General features: G+C 58.8%; 17 protein-coding genes and 1 pseudogene. 4 read left to right on the top strand and 14 right to left on the bottom strand.

Features of this window, described 5'->3' with window-relative positions:
* Window positions 1–23: 23 nt before the first annotated feature.
* Together MUN84_RS01845 and MUN84_RS01840 are read right to left on the bottom strand one after the other, a co-directional pair.
* A complete protein-coding gene (locus MUN84_RS01845; protein ID WP_244696394.1) occupies window positions 24–1691 on the bottom strand; it encodes a UvrD-helicase domain-containing protein in 1668 nt (555 codons plus the stop codon).
* A 109-nt stretch (window positions 1692–1800) separates the two neighbouring features.
* On the bottom strand, window positions 1801–2220 hold the full coding sequence (locus tag MUN84_RS01840; protein WP_244696393.1) for an acyl-CoA thioesterase: 420 nt from the start codon (window positions 2218–2220) through the stop codon (window positions 1801–1803).
* Window positions 2221–2537: 317 nt separating this feature from the next.
* Here MUN84_RS01840 and MUN84_RS01835 point away from each other — a divergent pair, with 317 nt between their 5' ends.
* Together MUN84_RS01835 and MUN84_RS01830 are read left to right on the top strand one after the other, a co-directional pair.
* Window positions 2538–2729, top strand: a complete 192-nt coding sequence (locus MUN84_RS01835; RefSeq protein ID WP_110980085.1) for a cold-shock protein — start codon at window positions 2538–2540, stop codon at window positions 2727–2729.
* A gap of 354 nt (window positions 2730–3083) precedes the next feature.
* Window positions 3084–5042, top strand: coding sequence for a DEAD/DEAH box helicase (locus MUN84_RS01830; RefSeq protein WP_244696392.1), 1959 nt, complete (start codon window positions 3084–3086; stop codon window positions 5040–5042).
* Window positions 5043–5192: 150 nt separating this feature from the next.
* Here MUN84_RS01830 and MUN84_RS01825 read toward each other — a convergent pair whose 3' ends face one another.
* From MUN84_RS01825 to MUN84_RS01815, 3 genes are all read right to left on the bottom strand, one after another.
* Window positions 5193–5639, bottom strand: a complete 447-nt coding sequence (locus tag MUN84_RS01825; RefSeq protein WP_188559014.1) for a PA2169 family four-helix-bundle protein — start codon at window positions 5637–5639, stop codon at window positions 5193–5195.
* 308 nt (window positions 5640–5947) lie between these two features.
* Window positions 5948–7195, bottom strand: coding sequence for an NAD(P)/FAD-dependent oxidoreductase (locus tag MUN84_RS01820; RefSeq protein WP_244696391.1), 1248 nt, complete (start codon window positions 7193–7195; stop codon window positions 5948–5950).
* Between the two features lie 112 nt (window positions 7196–7307).
* Window positions 7308–8087, bottom strand: a complete 780-nt coding sequence (locus MUN84_RS01815; protein ID WP_244696390.1) for an NAD(P)H-binding protein — start codon at window positions 8085–8087, stop codon at window positions 7308–7310.
* A gap of 230 nt (window positions 8088–8317) precedes the next feature.
* Here MUN84_RS01815 and MUN84_RS01810 point away from each other — a divergent pair, with 230 nt between their 5' ends.
* On the top strand, window positions 8318–9199 hold the full coding sequence (locus tag MUN84_RS01810; RefSeq protein WP_244696389.1) for an SDR family oxidoreductase: 882 nt from the start codon (window positions 8318–8320) through the stop codon (window positions 9197–9199).
* A gap of 186 nt (window positions 9200–9385) precedes the next feature.
* Here MUN84_RS01810 and MUN84_RS01805 read toward each other — a convergent pair whose 3' ends face one another.
* The 3 genes from MUN84_RS01805 to MUN84_RS01795 form a co-directional block, all read right to left on the bottom strand.
* Window positions 9386–9592, bottom strand: a complete 207-nt coding sequence (locus tag MUN84_RS01805; protein ID WP_244696388.1) for a hypothetical protein — start codon at window positions 9590–9592, stop codon at window positions 9386–9388.
* A gap of 104 nt (window positions 9593–9696) precedes the next feature.
* A complete protein-coding gene (locus MUN84_RS01800; RefSeq protein WP_244696387.1) occupies window positions 9697–10233 on the bottom strand; it encodes a DUF1571 domain-containing protein in 537 nt (178 codons plus the stop codon).
* A 321-nt stretch (window positions 10234–10554) separates the two neighbouring features.
* Window positions 10555–10854: a hypothetical protein gene (locus tag MUN84_RS01795; protein ID WP_244696386.1), complete on the bottom strand. Its 300-nt coding sequence runs from the start codon at window positions 10852–10854 to the stop codon at window positions 10555–10557.
* A gap of 100 nt (window positions 10855–10954) precedes the next feature.
* Between MUN84_RS01795 and MUN84_RS01790 the strand changes: the two genes are divergently transcribed.
* The gene (locus MUN84_RS01790) at window positions 10955–11716 is read left to right on the top strand and encodes a glycosyltransferase family 2 protein (RefSeq protein ID WP_244696385.1); all 762 of its coding nucleotides are present in this window, start codon (window positions 10955–10957) and stop codon (window positions 11714–11716) included.
* Window positions 11717–11816: 100 nt separating this feature from the next.
* Here the strand turns inward: MUN84_RS01790 and MUN84_RS01785 are convergent, their stop codons facing one another.
* The 6 genes and pseudogenes from MUN84_RS01785 to MUN84_RS01765 form a co-directional block, all read right to left on the bottom strand.
* Complete coding sequence (locus tag MUN84_RS01785) at window positions 11817–13088, bottom strand: metal-dependent hydrolase family protein (RefSeq protein WP_410780067.1); 1272 nt, start codon at window positions 13086–13088, stop codon at window positions 11817–11819.
* Between the two features lie 320 nt (window positions 13089–13408).
* On the bottom strand, window positions 13409–13588 hold the full coding sequence (locus MUN84_RS01780) for a hypothetical protein (protein WP_244696384.1): 180 nt from the start codon (window positions 13586–13588) through the stop codon (window positions 13409–13411).
* A 184-nt stretch (window positions 13589–13772) separates the two neighbouring features.
* The gene (locus MUN84_RS01775; protein WP_244696383.1) at window positions 13773–14180 is read right to left on the bottom strand and encodes a hypothetical protein; all 408 of its coding nucleotides are present in this window, start codon (window positions 14178–14180) and stop codon (window positions 13773–13775) included.
* Window positions 14181–14460: 280 nt separating this feature from the next.
* Window positions 14461–15263 (bottom strand): annotated as a pseudogene (locus MUN84_RS22700) (S46 family peptidase).
* The gene (locus MUN84_RS22695; RefSeq protein WP_262920611.1) at window positions 15260–16612 is read right to left on the bottom strand and encodes a S46 family peptidase; all 1353 of its coding nucleotides are present in this window, start codon (window positions 16610–16612) and stop codon (window positions 15260–15262) included. Before MUN84_RS22695 ends, MUN84_RS22700 begins: the two are co-directional and overlap by 4 nt.
* 257 nt (window positions 16613–16869) lie before the next feature.
* Window positions 16870–17397 carry a YkvA family protein gene (locus MUN84_RS01765; protein WP_244696382.1) on the bottom strand — a complete coding sequence of 176 codons (528 nt, stop codon included), beginning with the start codon at window positions 17395–17397 and terminating at the stop codon, window positions 16870–16872.
* Window positions 17398–17538 lie beyond the last annotated feature (141 nt).

The raw sequence follows: 17538 nt of genomic DNA, 5'->3' as shown, positions 1-17538 counted from the left end.
CGGGGCTGCAGAACGACCCTGCGTCAGGCTCCCCTTCTCCGCGGGAGAGGGGCCGGGGAATGAGGCCCCCGCTGCACAAAATCCGCGTCGTAAATGTCTTGCACCAGCGGCAGGGAGGCATGGGTGGCGCTGATGTGGGTGAAGAAGCGGTTGTTGAAGTCGATGATGGCCGGGGCCGAGCGGAAGTTGGTGTTCAGGTTGGCCGCTTCCAGACTCTGGTCTAGGGTTAGGTAGCGGTCGGCAAGCAGCTCACGCAGCTCTTCATCGGTGGCCTTATTATAGAGGTGCTGCGTCTGGTTTTGGTAGAGGCGCAGAATCTGCTCCATTTCGCCCCCGCGCCAGCGGTAAATGGCCTGCTTGGCGTCGCCCACGGCCAGGCTGAGGTTGCCCCCGGCCACGGCGTTTTCCACCAGGGGCAGCAGGTTGTTCCACTGCAGCACGGAGGTGTCCTGGAACTCATCAATGAGCAGGTGCAGGTACCGCTCGCCCATGCGTTCGTACAGGAAAGGCACCGGCTCGCGCAGCACAATCTGGGCAATGCGACGGTTGAACTCGGCAATGAGCACCACGCCCCGGTCGCGGCTTAACTGGTCCACCGACTTGCTCAACTCGCTCAGCAGGCTTACCTGGAAGAGGTAGGGCAGCATGCCGGTTACCAGTAGGTAGTCGGGCAGCAGGGTAGCGCGCAGCTTTTCCACCAGCTCGTAGGCGGCCAGCAGAGCCGGTTTCACGGCATCCACGCGGGCCTTGTCCGGGGCGGTTTTGACTTTACTGCTGTACCATTTGTCCTGCTCCACGGTGGCCCGTACGTAGGTATTGGCCTCTTTATCAGCTTGCAAACGCTCCTCCCACTTGGTGAGGTAGCCCAGCAGCCCGCTCCGCCCCTGGTACAGGTCGGAGTCGGCCACCCCGGCCGTATCTACAGCCTCCTGGGCTACCTGAGCTACCTGCCGGAAGGCGTCCTCAATTTCGGCTTTGCGCTGGCGCAGGGCTTCGTGTAAGCGACGGTAGTCCTGCATGCTCAGCTTCTGGAGCTGCTCTACGGCCTCATGCACCGGCTCGCTGAGCAAAAACTGCCCGAAGTCCACCAGCTCGGCGGGTAGGTTGTTCCAGCTGCGGCCCTCGTCGGCCTTGCTGAGGGCAAAGTCAGAGATGGTGCGGGAGAGTAGGGCTGCGTTCGGGTCCCGGTTGACGCGGTCCAGCAGCAAGGCTACGGCGCTTTGCAGCACGGTCGCGCTGTCCAACTCTACCTCAAACGTGGCGGGCAGTCCCAGCTCCCGGGTAAAGGCCGTGACGATGCGCTGCACAAAGGAGTCAATGGTGCTGACGGCAAAATCGGCGTAGTGGTAGAGCACCAGCCGAAACGTGCGGCCAGCCCGTTCCCGCAGCACCCGCTGCCGCTCCTCCGGGGTAGGCAGGTAGGCCAGCGCTCCTTCAGCAGCCAACTCCTCGGCAATTTCGGTTAGCAGCGAATCGGTTTCGCCCTCCGGTAGCTGAGCAAACCGTCGCAGGGCCCCAATGATGCGCTCCTTCATTTCGCCGGCCGCGTCGTTGGTAAACGTAATGGCCAGAATCCGCTTGAAGTAGGCGGCCTCATCGGTACCCAGAGCCAGCTTCAGGTATTCCTTAGTAAGCTGGTAGGTTTTGCCGGAGCCGGCAGAAGAGGAGTAAATGCGGAAAGTGGCGGGCATTGGGAAGAGGAAAAGCGGATATGCTACTGCACAGCAGTTAAATGGGTACGCCTGTTCATTAAAGTACTAAAGGTGCTGCTGGCGGTGTTAAAATCTACAACACCAACTCTTACACCGGCCCCCACAGCCGCGCCACCACGTCTGGCTCTATCCGTACGGGCCGCTTGGTGGCGGGGTCCAGCAGTACCCACTGGGTTTCCGCCTCGCAGAGTAGCTTGCTATCCGCGGCCCGCTCAATGCGCACGAAGCGCTGGCACTGGGCCCCGCGTACTTCTCCAATCCAGGTGGTGCAGCGCAACTGCTCGCCCAGCAGGGCCGGGTGGCGGTACTGAATACGGTGTTCCCGCACCACCCAGATGTAGTGTTCCCGCTCGCCGGGTGGGTAGGCCGTGAGCCAGTGCGCCCCGGCCGTATCCTGCACCCAGCGCACGTACTGCACATTGTTAGCGTGGTTTAGCTCGTCGATGTCCGCGGGCTGAACCGTCAGGAGGCGGGAGAAGCGAAAAGCGGGCGTCTCGGGTGTTTCCATGAGCGTAAAGGTACCACCGCAGGGAGCAATCAGCCCCGCGCTGGCAGAAGGTTGCAATAAATTCAACAAGAGAATTTGGGGTAGTAATTGGTATTAATTATCTGAAAAACAGAATGTTGTTAAGAATAGGTAGTGGTTGAGCTTGGCGCAGATTCTTTGTAGTGTATGCATATGAGGTATTCCACATCTAAAATATCCGTGTATATTTGAGCACATTAAGAAAACGCGGTTTCACCGTCCTGTTGAGTACTTCCATCCGGGAGGGAAAGCAGAGTTGAGTGCGCTTTCCGAAAAAAACATCCATCATCACCAGTACCATGCAGACAGGAACTGTAAAATTCTTCAACGAAACCAAAGGTTTCGGCTTTATCAAAGTTGACGAAACCGGCGAGGACGTATTCGTGCACGTAACCGAGTGCATCGACGAAATCCGCGACAAAGACAAAGTGGAATTTGAAATTGCTCAAGGCCGCAAAGGCCCGAACGCCGTGAAAGTGAAACTGGCGTAGTCCTTTATCCTTCTCGGATAGCTTTAAAAAAGCAGGCTCCTGACGAGCCTGCTTTTTTTGTGCCCACCCGCCGCGGCTCCACGCCCTGGCCCATGTGGGTTGCCGTGAGGGCATAAGCCTGCAGACAATAGCTAGAGCAAGAATGCTATTTTCATTATTTCTGCGTATCTTTGCACCCGCATTTGAGAACGGCCACGTTCCGCGCAGCTTGTGAGCTGCCTTTAAGAAACCTGTTGGGCCGGCTTTGTCTTCCGTCCGTTGCTTCCGTCACTTGTCGTTGTGTTGAGTGGGAGAGAAGAGCGTCGCTGAATCCGCTGTTTTCAGAGCTACAGTCTCCACTCCATCAACACAGACATGGAAAACGAAAAGGAAAAAATGAAATTCAGTGAGCTGACCCTCTCTGAAGAAATGCAGCGTGCCATTACCGAGGTAGGGTACGAGGAAGCTTCGCCCATTCAGGCGGGCGCTATTCCCGTGCTGCTCGCTGGCCGCGACGTAATTGGGCAGGCCCAGACCGGTACCGGTAAAACCGCTGCCTTCTCCATCCCCGCCATTGAGCTGATTGACACGGACTCCCGCGAAGTGCAGGCCCTGGTTCTGTGCCCTACCCGCGAACTGGCTGTGCAGGTTTCCGGCGAAATCCAGAAGCTGGGCAAGTATAAGCGTGGTCTGGCCGTAGTACCAATTTACGGCGGCTCCAGCTACGACCGGCAGTTCCGCGCCCTGGAGCGCGGCGTGCAGATCGTCATTGGTACCCCTGGCCGCGTTATGGACCACATTGAGCGGGGCACCCTGAAATTGGACAACTGCAAGATGATCATCCTCGATGAGGCTGATGAGATGCTGGACATGGGCTTCCGCGACGACATCGAGACGGTGCTCAAGAAGATGCCCGAGCAGCGCCAGACGGTGTTTTTCTCGGCTACCATGAGCAAGCCCATCATGGAGATGACCAAGCGCTACCAAACGGAGCCGCAGATCGTGAAGGTGAACCATCAGGAAATGACGGTTACCAACATTGAGCAGAGCTACTTTGAAGTGCGCGGCCCCCAGAAAAAGGACGTACTGACCCGTCTGATCGACATGTACAACATTAAGTCGGGCATCGTCTTCGCGAACACGAAGCGCATGGTGGACGAGATTGTGGGCGACTTGCAAGCTAAAGGCTACTTCGCCGAAGGTTTGCACGGTGACATGGGCCAGCAGCAGCGCCAGAACACCCTGGACAAATTCCGCAAAGGCACCCTGGAAATCCTCGTGGCCACCGACGTAGCTGCCCGCGGCATCGACGTGGACAACGTGGAGGTAGTGGTAAACTACGACCTGCCCGCCGACGAGGAATACTACGTGCACCGCATCGGCCGCACCGGCCGCGCTGGTAAGCAAGGCAAGGCCTTCACTTTCGTGAGCGGCCGCGACATCTACAAGCTGCGCGACATCATGCGCTTCACCAAGGCCACCATCAAGCAGGAACGTGTGCCTTCGTTTGAAGATGTGTCGGAGGTGAAAACTACCCTGATGCTCAACTCCATTAAGGAGGTCATTGACAAGGGTAACCTGGATAAGTACATTGCCCGCGTGCAGCGCCTTATCGACCAGGATCAGGAGGACGGCGTAACGTCCTTGGACGTGGCCGCGGCCCTGCTGAAAATGACGATGAAAGAGGACAAGCGGGCTCAGGAAAGCCTTGACGCTAGCCGCACCCAGGGTGCAGCCCGCCCCGGCTTCACGCGCCTGTTCGTCACGATGGGCAAAAAGGACCGCCTGCACCCCCGCGACATCGTAGACCTGATTGCTGAAAATACTAGCCTCACGGCCGGTAAGGTAGGCGACATTGCGCTGTACGATAAGTTCAGCTTCGTAGAAGTACCGAATGAGTTCGTGGAAGAAGTTGTAACCCAGTTGGGTCGCAGCACCATTCAGGGCCGGCCGGTAGCCTTCAACATTGCTACCCCCCGTCAAGAAGGCGATGCCCAGCAAGAGGGCGGCAACCGCGGCGGCTTCGGTGGCGAGCGTCCTCGTCGGGGCCCGGGTGGCTTCGGCGGCGGTGAGCGTCGGGAGGGCGGCTTCGGTGGTAACCGGGGCGGCGGCAGCTATGGTGGCAATCGCGGCGGCGGCTCCTACGGCGGCGGCGAGCGTCGGGAAGGCGGTTTCGGTGGCAACCGGAGCGGTGGTTCCTACGGGGGCAACCGGGGCGGCGGCTCTTACGGCGGCGACCGTCGGGAGGGTGGCTCTTACGGTGGCAACCGGGGTGGCGGCAGCTACGGCGGCGGCTACAAGGGCAAGCGTGACAACGGCGGCTTCGACGAATAGTCGAGCTTAGCTAGCCGTTACACACTAGTAGCGAAACCATGATAAACAAAAAGGCCACTCTACTGAGTGGCCTTTTTGTTTGGTGCTTGGGTAGACGATTAGGTAGACTGTGTAGCAGCGTGCTATACGCTACCCGAGCCTATGCTTGTACTATTTTGACGAGTCGCGAAGGGCGCGCATCTCGTCGTGGCCTTGGGTTACGCCGGCTGCTTGCTTGGCAATAAGGGCCTGCAATTCACTGGGGATTCCCTGCAGCTTCTGGGCTGTTTCGTAGGCTTTTTTGGCGTAGTCTTCGCCCCGCTCACACTCAGCTAGAATGCTGTGGCGGTCTTTGCCGGTTATCAAGCCCTTCAGGTTAATGAAGGCCCGGTGTACGGTACCCGTAATAGATGATTCCTCTTCCGGATGCAGGTTCAGCTTGTGCATCTGGTCTTCTAACTCCGTAATGTACTCGGAGCGCTGAGCAGCATATTTCTTGAAAATCTGCTTCAGATCAGCGTCTTCCACGTCGGTCATAGCTTCAGCATAACCGCGCTGACCGTCTTTTAGGGTTTCCAGAAGTTCATTGAGTCCGGCTTGAAGGGTTTTAGCGTCCATGAGGAGAGTAGATTTGGGTGTTGGGAAAGATAGTTGTGCCTTTCTTTACTGATAGAACCCAAATCAAGTTGCAATAAGTACTAAAATGAGCCGAGCAGCCTCCAACCTTACGCTGCCGAATAAGTAGGTGGGGGCCAAGCGCAACCAGATACGGCGGTCAGCAAAGCACACCCCCTTAGTAGAGTAGCTAACGACAGCTAGTATAGCTGTTCTAATAACATGAGCGTGCCACTAGGAAGTAGCTCACCCCCTTTGCTTCGCTAGTAAAAGCACAATCTAGGTGAATGTCAGTACTAAGTGTGTGCTGACTACAGGATGCTCATAGCCCGCCCGGCCAGGTAGCCGGTAGTCCAAGCCGCCTGAAAATTGAAGCCGCCAGTAATGCCATCAATGTCAAGTACTTCGCCGGCAAAGTGCAGTCCGGGTACGCGGCGACTTTCCATGGTTTGCATGTTGATTTCGCCCAGCGTGATGCCTCCGCAGGTGACGAACTCGTCTTTGTAGGTGGTTTTGCCGCGCACGGGTAGGGCCGTGCGGAGCAGGCCCTCAATGAGGCGGTTCTGGAGTTTGGCAGGCAGCTCGTTCCAGCGGGTTTCCGGGCCCACACCAGCCTGCTCCGTGAGTGTGCGCCACAAGCGTTGGGGTAGGCCGAACAAGGGGTTGCTCGCTACTATCTTCTTGCCGTGCAGCTCCCGAAACTCTACCAAGTACTGGCGCAGCGTATCCTCCGTGTGGTCGGGAATCCAGTTAATAAGGGTGGTACTTTGGTACTGCAGCTCGTGCAGGCGGCGGGCGCCCCAGGCCGAAAGCTTGAGTACAGCCGGCCCACTCACGCCCCAGTGCGTAACCAGCACCGGGCCTTCATATTCCAGCTTTTCGCCGCTCACGCGCACCCGGGCCCGGGGCACGCTCACGCCCGGCAGCTCGCGCAGCGGGGAGTTGGGCACGTTGAAGGTAAACAAGCTGGGCACCGGTTCCTGCACCGTGTGGCCCAGTTGCCGCAGCCACTCATACTGCTCAGCTTTGGGGGCGCCGCCAGTAGCAACCAGCAGCCGCATCACGGGAAGCGTTTGGGCATGAGCCCCAGTCAGCGTTAGCTCGAAGCCGCCCGCGGACAACTGCGTAATACGCTCGGCGGTAGTTTGCAGGAGTATTTCGACCCCGGCCCGCCGGGCCGCTTCCAGCAGGCACTGGGCAATGGTTTCCGATGAGTCGGTGGCGGGAAACATGCGGCCATCGGGCTCGGTTTTGAGACGCACGCCGCGCCGTTCAAACCAGCGGACCGTATCCAGGGCTCCGAACTGCTTAAAGGCCTCTTTGAGTTGTTTGGCCCCGCGGGGGTAGTGCTGCACCAGTTGGGCAGCCGTGTCGGCGGCGTGGGTCACGTTGCAGCGCCCCCCACCCGAAATTCGGACCTTGCTGAGCAGTTTGGAGGTTTTTTCAATCAGCACTACCCGCAGGCTGGGGTTGGCCTCGGCACAGGCAATGGCGCCAAAAAAACCGGCTGCTCCGCCCCTAGCACGGCCACTGTACGCTTCGCTACATTCACGGTGCAAAGATACGGCCTAGGCAGTTGGGAGCGAAGACCCAGGCCCCATCAACATCAGCAATATTCCAGAGCAGCTACCACATCCTCGTGGCGGAACTGGTAACCGGTCAGCTCTCGAATCAGGGAAGAATCGATTTGTTTACCCCCGAAGATTCTTCCAGAAATGTGGGCGGCTGCAACCCAAGGCGGGTAGCGGCGGCCGTATAAAACGTGCGGCGGGTAGGGTGGGTAGCCGCGCTGGCATTGAACGTGTACCCCCACAGCTCTTGCTCAATGATGCGGCTAAGTAGGCTAATGCAATCCTGCAAGTGAATCAGATTAACGGGCGCTTCGCCGTGGGGCACACCCGCCCGGCCCGCCAGAAACCGGCCCGGCGCGCGTCCCGGCCCCATTAAGCCAGCCAGGCGCACTACCGTGTGGTGGGGCCCCTGGAACAGGGCTTCAGCCTGGAGCAGAGGGGCCGTGGCCGTGGGGGCAGCCTGGGCGTCGGGCTCCCGCATCAGGCGGGGTTCGTCGGCATACACGCCCGTGGAGCTTACCAGCAGCACGTGGCGGACGCCAGCCTGGGCGGCTGCTTCGGCTACGGGGCGCAGCAGGGCCGGGTAGGCCTCCGCAGAGCCCGCTCCGCGGGTCGGCGGCACGTTTAGCACCAGCACATCGGCGTCCTGCAGTTGGGCCCGTAGCGTATCGGCATCGGTAGCGGAGAGAATGGGCGCCAGCCGGAGCAGAAATGGCCGGATTCCGGCGTCGCGCAGGGTAAGCAGCTGGCCCGGGGTAGTAGTAGAGCCATGCACACGGTAACCCAACGCCACCAGGGCCTGCGCCAGGGGTAAACCCAGCCAGCCACAGCCCAGAACGGCTACGGTGGGAGGCGAAACGGAAGGAATAGTGTCAATCATGCGGGGTAAAGGTGGCAAAAAATCTTTCGTGGGCAAGGCTGAGTAAAGGGCTATTTCGGGACGAGGGCAGCACCAGTTTGGGCCCTGGCGGCGCCAGGTTCTGGGAGAGCACGCCGGGCCGCCACAACCGTAGCGGCACGAAGCCACTGCAGAATTACCGTTCTTGCGCCCGGTAGCCTGCGGGCTCATCTACTACTTTTTACTCATCATTCCCACCAGTTTCCATTCTCATGTCTGCTACGCACCCTTACGCCCAGCCCATGCTCCGCGACAACGCCCTGCAGGGTAAAACCATCGTCGTGACGGGCGGTGGCACCGGCCTCGGCCGCGCCATGACCACTTACTTCCTGCAGCTCGGCGCCAACGTAGTAATTAGCTCCCGCAAGCTGGACGTGCTGGAGAAAACCGCCGCGGAACTGCGCGAGCAAACCGGCAACCAGGGCGTGCTGGCCGTGCAGTGCGACGTGCGCAAGTACGACGAGGTTGAGGCCTTGCTGCAGAAAACCATTGACACGTTTGGCGGGGTAGACGTGCTACTCAACAACGCCGCCGGTAACTTCATCAGCCCCACGGAGCGCCTGAGCCATAAGGCCTTCGACGTCATTGTGGACATCGTGCTGAAGGGCTCGTACAACTGCACGCTGGCTTTTGGCAAGCGCTGGATTGCTGAAAAGAAGTCGGGTACCATCCTCAATATCGTCACAACGTACGCTTCCGTCGGCTCAGCCTTCGTGGTGCCCTCGGCCGCGGCTAAGGCCGGCGTGCTGGCCCTGACTCGCTCCCTGGCCGTGGAATGGGCCAAGTACGGCATCCGCTCCAATGCCATTGCCCCCGGTCCCTTCCCTACGGAAGGCGCCTGGAGCCGCCTATTCCCCGAACCCTTGGCCTCCAAGCTCGACCCCGCCGCCTCGGTGCCCCTCAAGCGGGTAGGTAACCACCAGGAACTGGCCAACCTAGCCGCCTACTTGGTGTCCGACTTTTCCGCCTACATGAATGGGGAGGTAGTAACCCTCGACGGAGGCGAATGGCTGAACGGCGCCGGCGAGTTCAACAAGCTCGAGCTCCTAACGCCCGATATGTGGGACCACATCGAAAAAACTATGCGCCGCTAAATCACAGCTTGAGACGGATTTTTCAGCTTACACGGATTCCGGTTCTGCTTTTGAGTTAGTCAGCGGTTCAACAAAAAAGACGCTCCCGTTAGGGAGCGTCTTTTCTATTTTCGTGAGACAACAGATAGCCGGAAGGAAAGCAGAACCGGAATCCGTGTAAGCCGAAAAATCCGTCTCAAGCCGTGATTACAGTTTGTACCCTTTAAAATCCTTGGTGAACTCCTGGGCAGGTATGGGCTGGTTGGCTACGATGTCGTTGAACTCGAACTTCTCGAACAGGCCTTTGTCGTCGTTCACCTGAATCACGAGGGGTAGGGTCAGCTTCTGGTCCACGGCAATGATGACGCGGCGACCGTAGGCATTGGGCACCTGCAGGGCGCGGCCAGCTGGCACGGTGGCTCCGGGCGTAAGGCCGTTGCGCTCCAGAATCCGATACTCGCCGCAGCCAAACCGGTCGGCAATGGAGGCAACGGTTTCAGCTTTGGCGGGCTTGTAGGTTACGTAGCGGAACTGGGGTAGTCGGCGCGCAGGATGTGGGCGGGGCGGCCCTGCACGGTGGTGTCGCCGGCGTAGCGGAAGCTTTTCTCGAAGCTGTGGTCGGCGCGCTGGCTGGAGCCGCGCAATAGCTCGGCAATGGTACCGTAGCCGGCATCCAATACGCTGTGGTGTTGCGTTTTACGCATCATGCTGCCCAGCGGATCGAGGCTGACCGTGACGTAGGGGAAGCTGTTGGGGTAAACCCAGGCGTCGCCATCGTTTTGACCCGTTACGTACAAAACCTCAATGCCCTTCTGGTTGCGCAAATACACCTTGTAGGGCTTGAAGGCCATTTTCATGCTCGTGCGAGCCTGCTGGTAGCTTCCGTCAATCCGCTCCTGGGCGCGCACATTGCAGCGCAGGGTTTTCAGGTTTTCGATGGCCGCGGTGAGGCGGGAAATCAGTTGCTCGGTAGTAAGCTTGGTATCGGCGGGTATGGCGGCCATGCTGCTGAGGGCCAGCCCGGCAACCGTGAAAAGTCGGAAAAAACGAATCATGCAGAAAGTAAAGTGGGAATCAAATAGAAAGGTACAAGCCGGTTAGCAGAAATCAAGCCGGAAGAAATAGGAGATAAGAAGAGGTAACTGAGTGAGTTGGTAATTAGATGCGTGCATAAGGTAAGTGCGTCCACAAGGTGCCCTAGCGAGGCCCTACGACGAGGCCCTCCTTCCGCTCCTTTGTGATAAGCCTAGCAACAGATGCCCTTACTTCCGCAGTAGAGGTAAGAGCTGGTCACATCTGGCGAGGTAGCACGTTGGTTAGAACGGATGGCGTCGCGCCGCTCTCCAGGAGGACAGTGTGGCACCTCACTCAATCACTTAATTCAGGCTGATGCGGGGAAAGCGGCTGGCGGTGCTATCGAAGACAAATAACTCGTCGATTTCAATTTCACGCAGAAACTGGTACAGGGGAAAGCGCTCCACCACGGCCCGGACGGTAGCCGCGTTTTGGCCGTTCATGGTTACCCAACCGCGGGTGCGGTCGGCGCTGATGGCGTAGGACTCCACAATATTCTCCTCGATCAATTGGTTGATAAAGGCGCGGTGGCGCGGGATGAGGGCAATGAAATCCTCATCGAAAAAATCGGGTAGGCGGAGCGTGACAACGAATTTGGCCATGAATCAAGCAGCAGACACGGCCATAACGCCACTCGCACCGCGAAGGTTGACGAGGCAGCGGCGGCTGTAACTTTTTTCGACCTGAACCAGAATAGGAAGCATGCATTTCTCCGTCATCACCCCGACCCACAACCGCCGCGACTTTCTGCCCGAGGCGGTAGCCAGCGTCCGTGCCTCCGTTTCGGCGCCCCTGGATTTTTCTGTTGAGCACCTGGTATGTGAAAACGCCAGCACCGATGCCACGGCCGAGTGGCTGCGCGAGGCTGCCGCTCAGGACGGCGTTCCGCTCCGGGTCCGGCCCCAGGCCCGCAAGCTGCTACCCGGCCCCGCCCGCAACCTGCTGATCCGCGAAGATGCGCCCACGGACAGCTGGATTGTGCCCCTCGACGACGACGATATTCTGCTGCAACGCGCGCTGTTCCACTACGCCGACCAGATTCAGCAGCACCCCGGCCGCCCCTGGCTGGTAGCCGACTTCCTGCGCGTAGACCAAGACCGGCGCTACCTGCCCAATGAGGATTATTACGCCTGGAAATTTGATTCGCCAACGGATATGCTGCGCGCCATTTTCCGGGCCGAGCACTTCATTCAGGGTAACGTGTGCTACAGTCGGGCCCTGTTTGAGGAAGTAGGCGGCTACGACGAGCAGATTGAAATGGCCGAAGACCTGGACCTGTACGTGCGCTTCCTGCTGGCTGGGCAGCAGCCTGTTATCTGTCCGCACCTCAGTCACTTGCACCGCTTCCACACCAGCAACGTCAGCATCGGCGTCGATGCCAGCAAGCACGGCCAGGATTTGCAGGTGATATACGATAAGTACGCCCAGCAGCTGCAGAAGCTAGGTATTGAGCGGCCGGGGTAGGGAATAAACCGCGCCATTCGAGCGGCGCGAAGAATCTGGAGCAGCCATTCTTATGACTTGAGCTAGATTCCTTGCGCCGCTCGAATGACGCGGTTTGGGCTTATTCCTTTACTACCGCCCCACCTTTTATTACCAGCCGCACTTGCCGCAGGGCCTTGATGTCTTTGGTGGGGTCGCCAGCTACGGCCACCAGATCGGCGAGGAGGCCGGGCTGGATGCGGCCCCGGTCGGGGAGCTGGAAAATGCGGGCGTTGCCAGCCGTGAAGCCGCGCAGAGTTTGCAGGGTAGTGAAGCCATATTCCTGCACCAGCAACTCGGCCTCACGTACGTTGTCGCCGTGGGCGAATACGCCGACGTCGCCGCCGTAGGCCAGGTCGACGCCACTTTGCAGGGCGGCTTTTACGGTTTGCTTTTTCTGCTGGATGCGTTCCGGCTCGGGGTCCTGGCCTTTGCGCCAGCCGCGGTACTGGGAGGTAGCGTCGCCGGCGGCTACGGTGGGGCAGAGCGCTACCCCGCGTTGCTTCATCAGCTTGAAGATTTCGGGTGTGCCGGCGTCGCCGTGCTCAATGGTTTGCACCCCGGCCAGGGTGGCGCGGCGCATGCCCTCGGGCGTACTGGCGTGAGCTACTACGGGGCGGCCGGCGCTGCGGGCCGTCTGCACAATCAGGTTTAGCTCGTCTTGGGAGAAAGTGGGGCGGCTGGGCTCGTTGGGGCCCCAGCGGTAGTCGGCGTACACCTTAATTACATCGGCTCCTTTGCCGATCTGCTCGCGCACCGCCCGGATGATGCCATCCACGCCGTCGGCCTCTTGGGCGCCCTGGGGTACGTCGAAGCCTGAGAGCAGCTTGGGGCCGTAGGAGCCCGTTGCTACCAGCGCCCGGGTGGCCACCACCATGCGCGGCCCCGGAATCAGGCCCCGGTCAATGGCTTGCTTGAGGCCCACATCGGCGTAGCCGGCGCCCTCGCTGCCCAGGTCTCGGACGGTAGTAAAGCCGGCTTCCAGCGTCCGGTGGGCATGGGCCGTAGCGCGGGCCACCCGTAGCGCCTCCGATTCTTGAAGCACCTGGTCGTTCCAACTAGTTTCGTTGTAGGGGTGGAGCAGCAGGTGACTGTGGCCCTCAATGAGGCCCGGCAGTAAGGTCAGGCCCGGCAACTCCAGAATGCGGGCGCCAGCCGGGGCCGTGAGCTGGGCGGCCGGCCCTACGGCTTTAATGGTGGAACCTTCCGTCAGTACGGCCCAGCCGGGGTGCAACGTTTCTCCGTCGAAAACGGCCGCAGGGCGAATTAGCAGCGCGGGAGTAGGAGGCGCTACGGTTTGGGCTAGGGAGGTCAGGCCCAATAAGAACAGGCTGGTGAAGAGAGGTAGGCGCACGGGATGGGCGGGGAAAGAAGCGAGAGGCGTTTAAAGCTACGGTTGCTTCCGCAGATTATAGGAAATACCTATTTGAGCATCCCAGACAAACAGATGCTGACCGTCAAATCGAAAATTGGCGTCTTCAACCGGCAGGTTTGGCCGCAAAATTCGAGGATGAAACAGAGCTTCTAAGTTAAATCGGCTGCCCCATAGCTGCTGGTACGTCAGCCCTGACCATAGCCCAAAGCCTGCCCGTATTTCATCGGTCCGCTCGCGGGAGCCTACCACGTATAGGCCAGCACTTGGTCCTAGCACGGCTTCAAGCCGTGGTACCAGCTTCAATCGGGGGCCACAACAACCTGAATGGAGTACAGGAAATTATGATACTCTGTGATGGTGCGCCCGCCGCCCGTAAAGTCAAAATCGGGAACAAACTCCTGATAAGGTTGGCGGTTGCGGGCAACAGTGGACCCGATACCAACTACCAACCGGCGGCCCAGCGGTAGTACAACGTGCATCCCTGCGGCAGGAGCGTCAGTAAATGACTTCTCGCCGACGCGGGTATAGCCGCCGGCTCCAATTAGTTTCTGCCCAAAACCAGGAAATGTTAAGAAGGCAAGGAGGAATAAAGCAGCGGAGATTGTTTTCATCGTTAATAGAAGAAATTGCAATAATGGTATAGCTCAAGCTATTGCTGCCTTCTCAAAAGGGCCACCAAGATTTCCGCGCCGGCTGTGGTAACCCAAGTACTTTCCGTAAGACCTGGGCTATATGCTGAGCTATATTTTCTGCTTCTATTTCAAGCAGGAACAGCTTCGTCTTATCAGTTAAGTTCAGGTATAAAATGCCAGCGTATCCTGAAGATTGGACATGTACTCCCTCTACTTCGCTAAACAATACCCGCTTCTCCTGAGCGACCCGTTCACGATATATCATGTTAATGTTTTGAAGCAGGATCTGTTTAGTTGTAGTATCAACCTGTATATCATTTTGTAAGCGTAGTTCATACATATCAACTGTACCACGACGCTTTCTAAGCCACCACACCAACCCTATTAAGGCTAGCGCAATTAATAGTATATAGTATGCTTGATAAACGCCTATCACCACCCATATACCAACAAGTAGTCTGCTCATTAACCTAGTCATCCTTTCTTGCTCTGGTGTGGGAGGTGTCCAGCGAAGATGTAGCTGGGAATGAGAATACAGACAGGTTATAGAGCTATTCGACTCTAAAAGCCTCCGACTGATTTGCTTTAAGTCTGAGTACGATGAGATAAGGCTCATATAGCCGTATAAAAACAGGAATGCCCGCCGGAAGATAGGCTTCTCGGCGGGCATTCTTGTATGGCAACAGCATCTTAAGCTTTCTCCTTGGCTGGCTTGCGCTTCACTTTGATCTTCTCCAGCTTCTTGCCGTTGTCGGGGTAGCGGCTTCACTGCCAGGGCCGCCCACCAGGGTCATTTCCTTGACGAGGTGGCCGGCGCCGGCGTATTTATCGACTACGAAGAGCATGTAGCGCACATCGAGGGTGATGTTGCGCACCCGGTCGGGGTCAAACATGATGTCAGACATGGTGCCTTCCCAGTTGCGGTCGAAGTTGGTGCCGATTAGCTCCCGCGGCCGTTGATGACGGGCGAGCCGGAGTTGCCGCCGGTGGTGTGGTTGGTGGCAATGAAGGCCACGGGCACGGTGCCTTTGTAGGCGTAGGGGCCGAAATCCTTGTTTTTGTACAGCTCGGCAAGGCGAGCGGGCACTTCAAAGTCAGGGTTGGTGGGGTCGGCTTTTTCCATGATGCCGTCGAGGGTGGTGTAGAAGTCGTACTTCGTACCATCGGCGGGCTGGTAGCCAGCTACCTGCCCGTAGGCCACGCGCAGGGTGGAGTTGGCATCGGGGTAGAACTTGCGCTCCGGCTGCTGCAGGCGCAGGCCGGCCACGTAGGTGCGCTGAAGCAGGGCAATGTTGTCGGTGGCGGCGGTGTAGGTAGGCAGTACCTGCTGGCGATACGTCGTCACGATGGCCTGGGCCAACTGCACGGCGGGGTCTTGGCGTAGGTTGGTTACGTTGCCTTTCGCTACCTCATCCAGCACCACATAAGCCGATTCCTGCGTTGTCAGGCGTGACTTGCCGTAGAGTTGGGCCGCGTAAGCCGGCCAGCCGGTGGTAGCGTACTGCTTCTGCAGATTCTTCACGTAGGCGGGCAGCAGGGCGGCTGGGGTGCCGTTGGCGTAGAGGGGAACAGGGCCGCGGCTACCTTCTGGTCGGTGGGGGCGCTGTAGTTGCGGAAGAAGCCCACGGAGCCTTTCTTGGCTTTCTCGGCGGCGGCAGCCAGCTCCTCAGTTGGGGCTTTCTTGTCGGCCAGCTCCAGCAGGGGTAGTAGGCTGTTGGCGTAGCTCACCAGCTCCACGCCCAGGGCAGCTTCCGTGACGTAGTCGCGGGCCAGGGTATAGTCGCGGGCGGTGGTGTAGTTCTTTTGCAGCTCCGGGAGCAATCCGGCAAAGGCCGCGCGGCGGGCAGCGTCGCCGCTTTCGGCCCACTTCTGGAACTGGGCTTCTTGCTGCTGCTTCACGCGCACGGCGTCGAGCTTTTTGAGGCCGCGGGTTTCGCCAATCCACTTTTTCCAGTAGTTGGCAATGCTGGCGTACTTGGCGGCGTACTGAATGCGTACCTTATCGGAAGCTTTCATGTCGGCGTCCAGCACCCGCAGCTTGGCGTCGCGCACCTTAATTTTGGCAGGGTTCGACAGCGAGTACACTTCATCCACGCCCCAGGAGGTCAGGTACTCATTGGTGCGACCGGGAAAGCCGAACACCAGGGTAAAGTCGCCGGGCTGCACGCCGCCCAGGGAAATGGGCAAGTGGTGGCGGGGCTTAAAGGGCTTGTTGTCGGGGGAGTAGGGCGCGGGTTTGTTGTCGGGGCCGGCGTAGATGCGGAAGATGCTGAAGTCGCCGGTGTGGCGGGGCCAGGCCCAGTTGTCGGTGTCGCCCCCAAACTTGCCGATGCTGCTCGGCGGCGCGCCTACCAGCCGGATGTCCTGGAACACCTCCGTCAGAAAGAGGTAGTACTCATTGCCATTGAACATGGGGCGCACAAAGGCCTGATAGTGCGTGCCTTGCACGGCAGCCTGGGCCACGCGCTGGCTGTTTACCTGCACCAGCTTCTCGCGCTCGGCCTCCACAATGCCCGTGGTCGGTACGCCGGCCAACACCTGGCTGGTCACGTCTTCCATGCGCACAATGAAGGTAGCCGTGAGGCCGGGATTGGGCAGTTCCTGGTCCCGACTCATGGCCCAATAGCCCTTGGTGAGGTAGTCTTTCTCGACGGAGGAGTGGCTCTGGATCTGGCTGTAACCGCAGTGGTGGTTGGTGAGCAGCAGGCCTTGGTCTGAGATAATTTCGCCGGTGCAGCCGCCGCCAAACTGCACGACGGCGTCTTTAAGGCTACCCTGATTGATGGAATAAATCTGCTCGGCGGTGAGCTTGAGGCCTTTTTTCTGCATGTTGGCCTCGTTGAGCTGCTTAAGCAGCAGAGGCAGCCACATGCCTTCGTCGGCGCGGGCCGGGGCAGGCAGGAAAGGAGCGTGAGGGCCAGCAGAGCCAGCCGGAAACGTACGCGCATACAATAAGTGATTGTGCTGCTGGGTGGTCAGCGAAAAAGATGAAGCAAAAATAGCGAACCGGCGGCAGGCACGGCGTGGCGAGGCCAGCCAGCCAGCTTCTGCACACGCAAAAAAGCACTACCACCGCCCAAGAAGCGGTAGTAGTGCTATTAGAAGTACGGCGCGGTAGGAAACTCAGGCTAGGAGTGACCCATTTCGGCTACGGCCGGTGCATTTTCGGCGTTGGTATTGGACGCGGCGTACACGGGCTTGGCCGAAGCAGCCGGAATGTCATCGGTTTCTTCGGCAGCATTGGTTTGCTCCCACTCCCGGAACCGGACAATTTCACCCTGGAACTTCTCCACGAACCAGCTCAGCAAAGCCAAGTCGTCGAGGAAACCTACCACGGGTACGAAATCAGGCACCAGATCAACGGGGGACAGGGTGTAGAGCAGTACGCCCAAGGCCGACACAATGGTGCCAGTTTCGATTTGGCGGTAGCTGCCGCTTACGTAGTTACGCACCAAGCGCACCACGGTGTAGCCTACGTCAAAAAGCTGCTTGAATTTGCTGTCCTTGCTTTCTTTGCTGGCCAGCTTGTTGGCTACCTCGTTCAGTACCATAACTACTTTGAACGGGCGGCCCAGGAGCTTGCCGGCGCGGTTCAGAAAGACACTGAACAGGGCGTTTTTGGAAATCGAAAAACCTTTGTCTAGGAGAGAGGCCATAGGATGGGAGTGATGAAGCAAATGCCTACTCTACGCTACGGGGTTGTTGCGCGTTGTCGGTTGGGGTTGTTTGGAGCCGGTAACTAGCTGCCGTGCCCCAGAAATAGCCCCGTGATGGCCTGATCGTTGCGCCATGTTTGG

The organism is Hymenobacter sp. 5516J-16 (genome assembly GCF_022919335.1).
Classification (GTDB): domain Bacteria; phylum Bacteroidota; class Bacteroidia; order Cytophagales; family Hymenobacteraceae; genus Hymenobacter; species Hymenobacter sublimis.
This window is presented reverse-complemented; position numbering and strand designations above follow the sequence as displayed.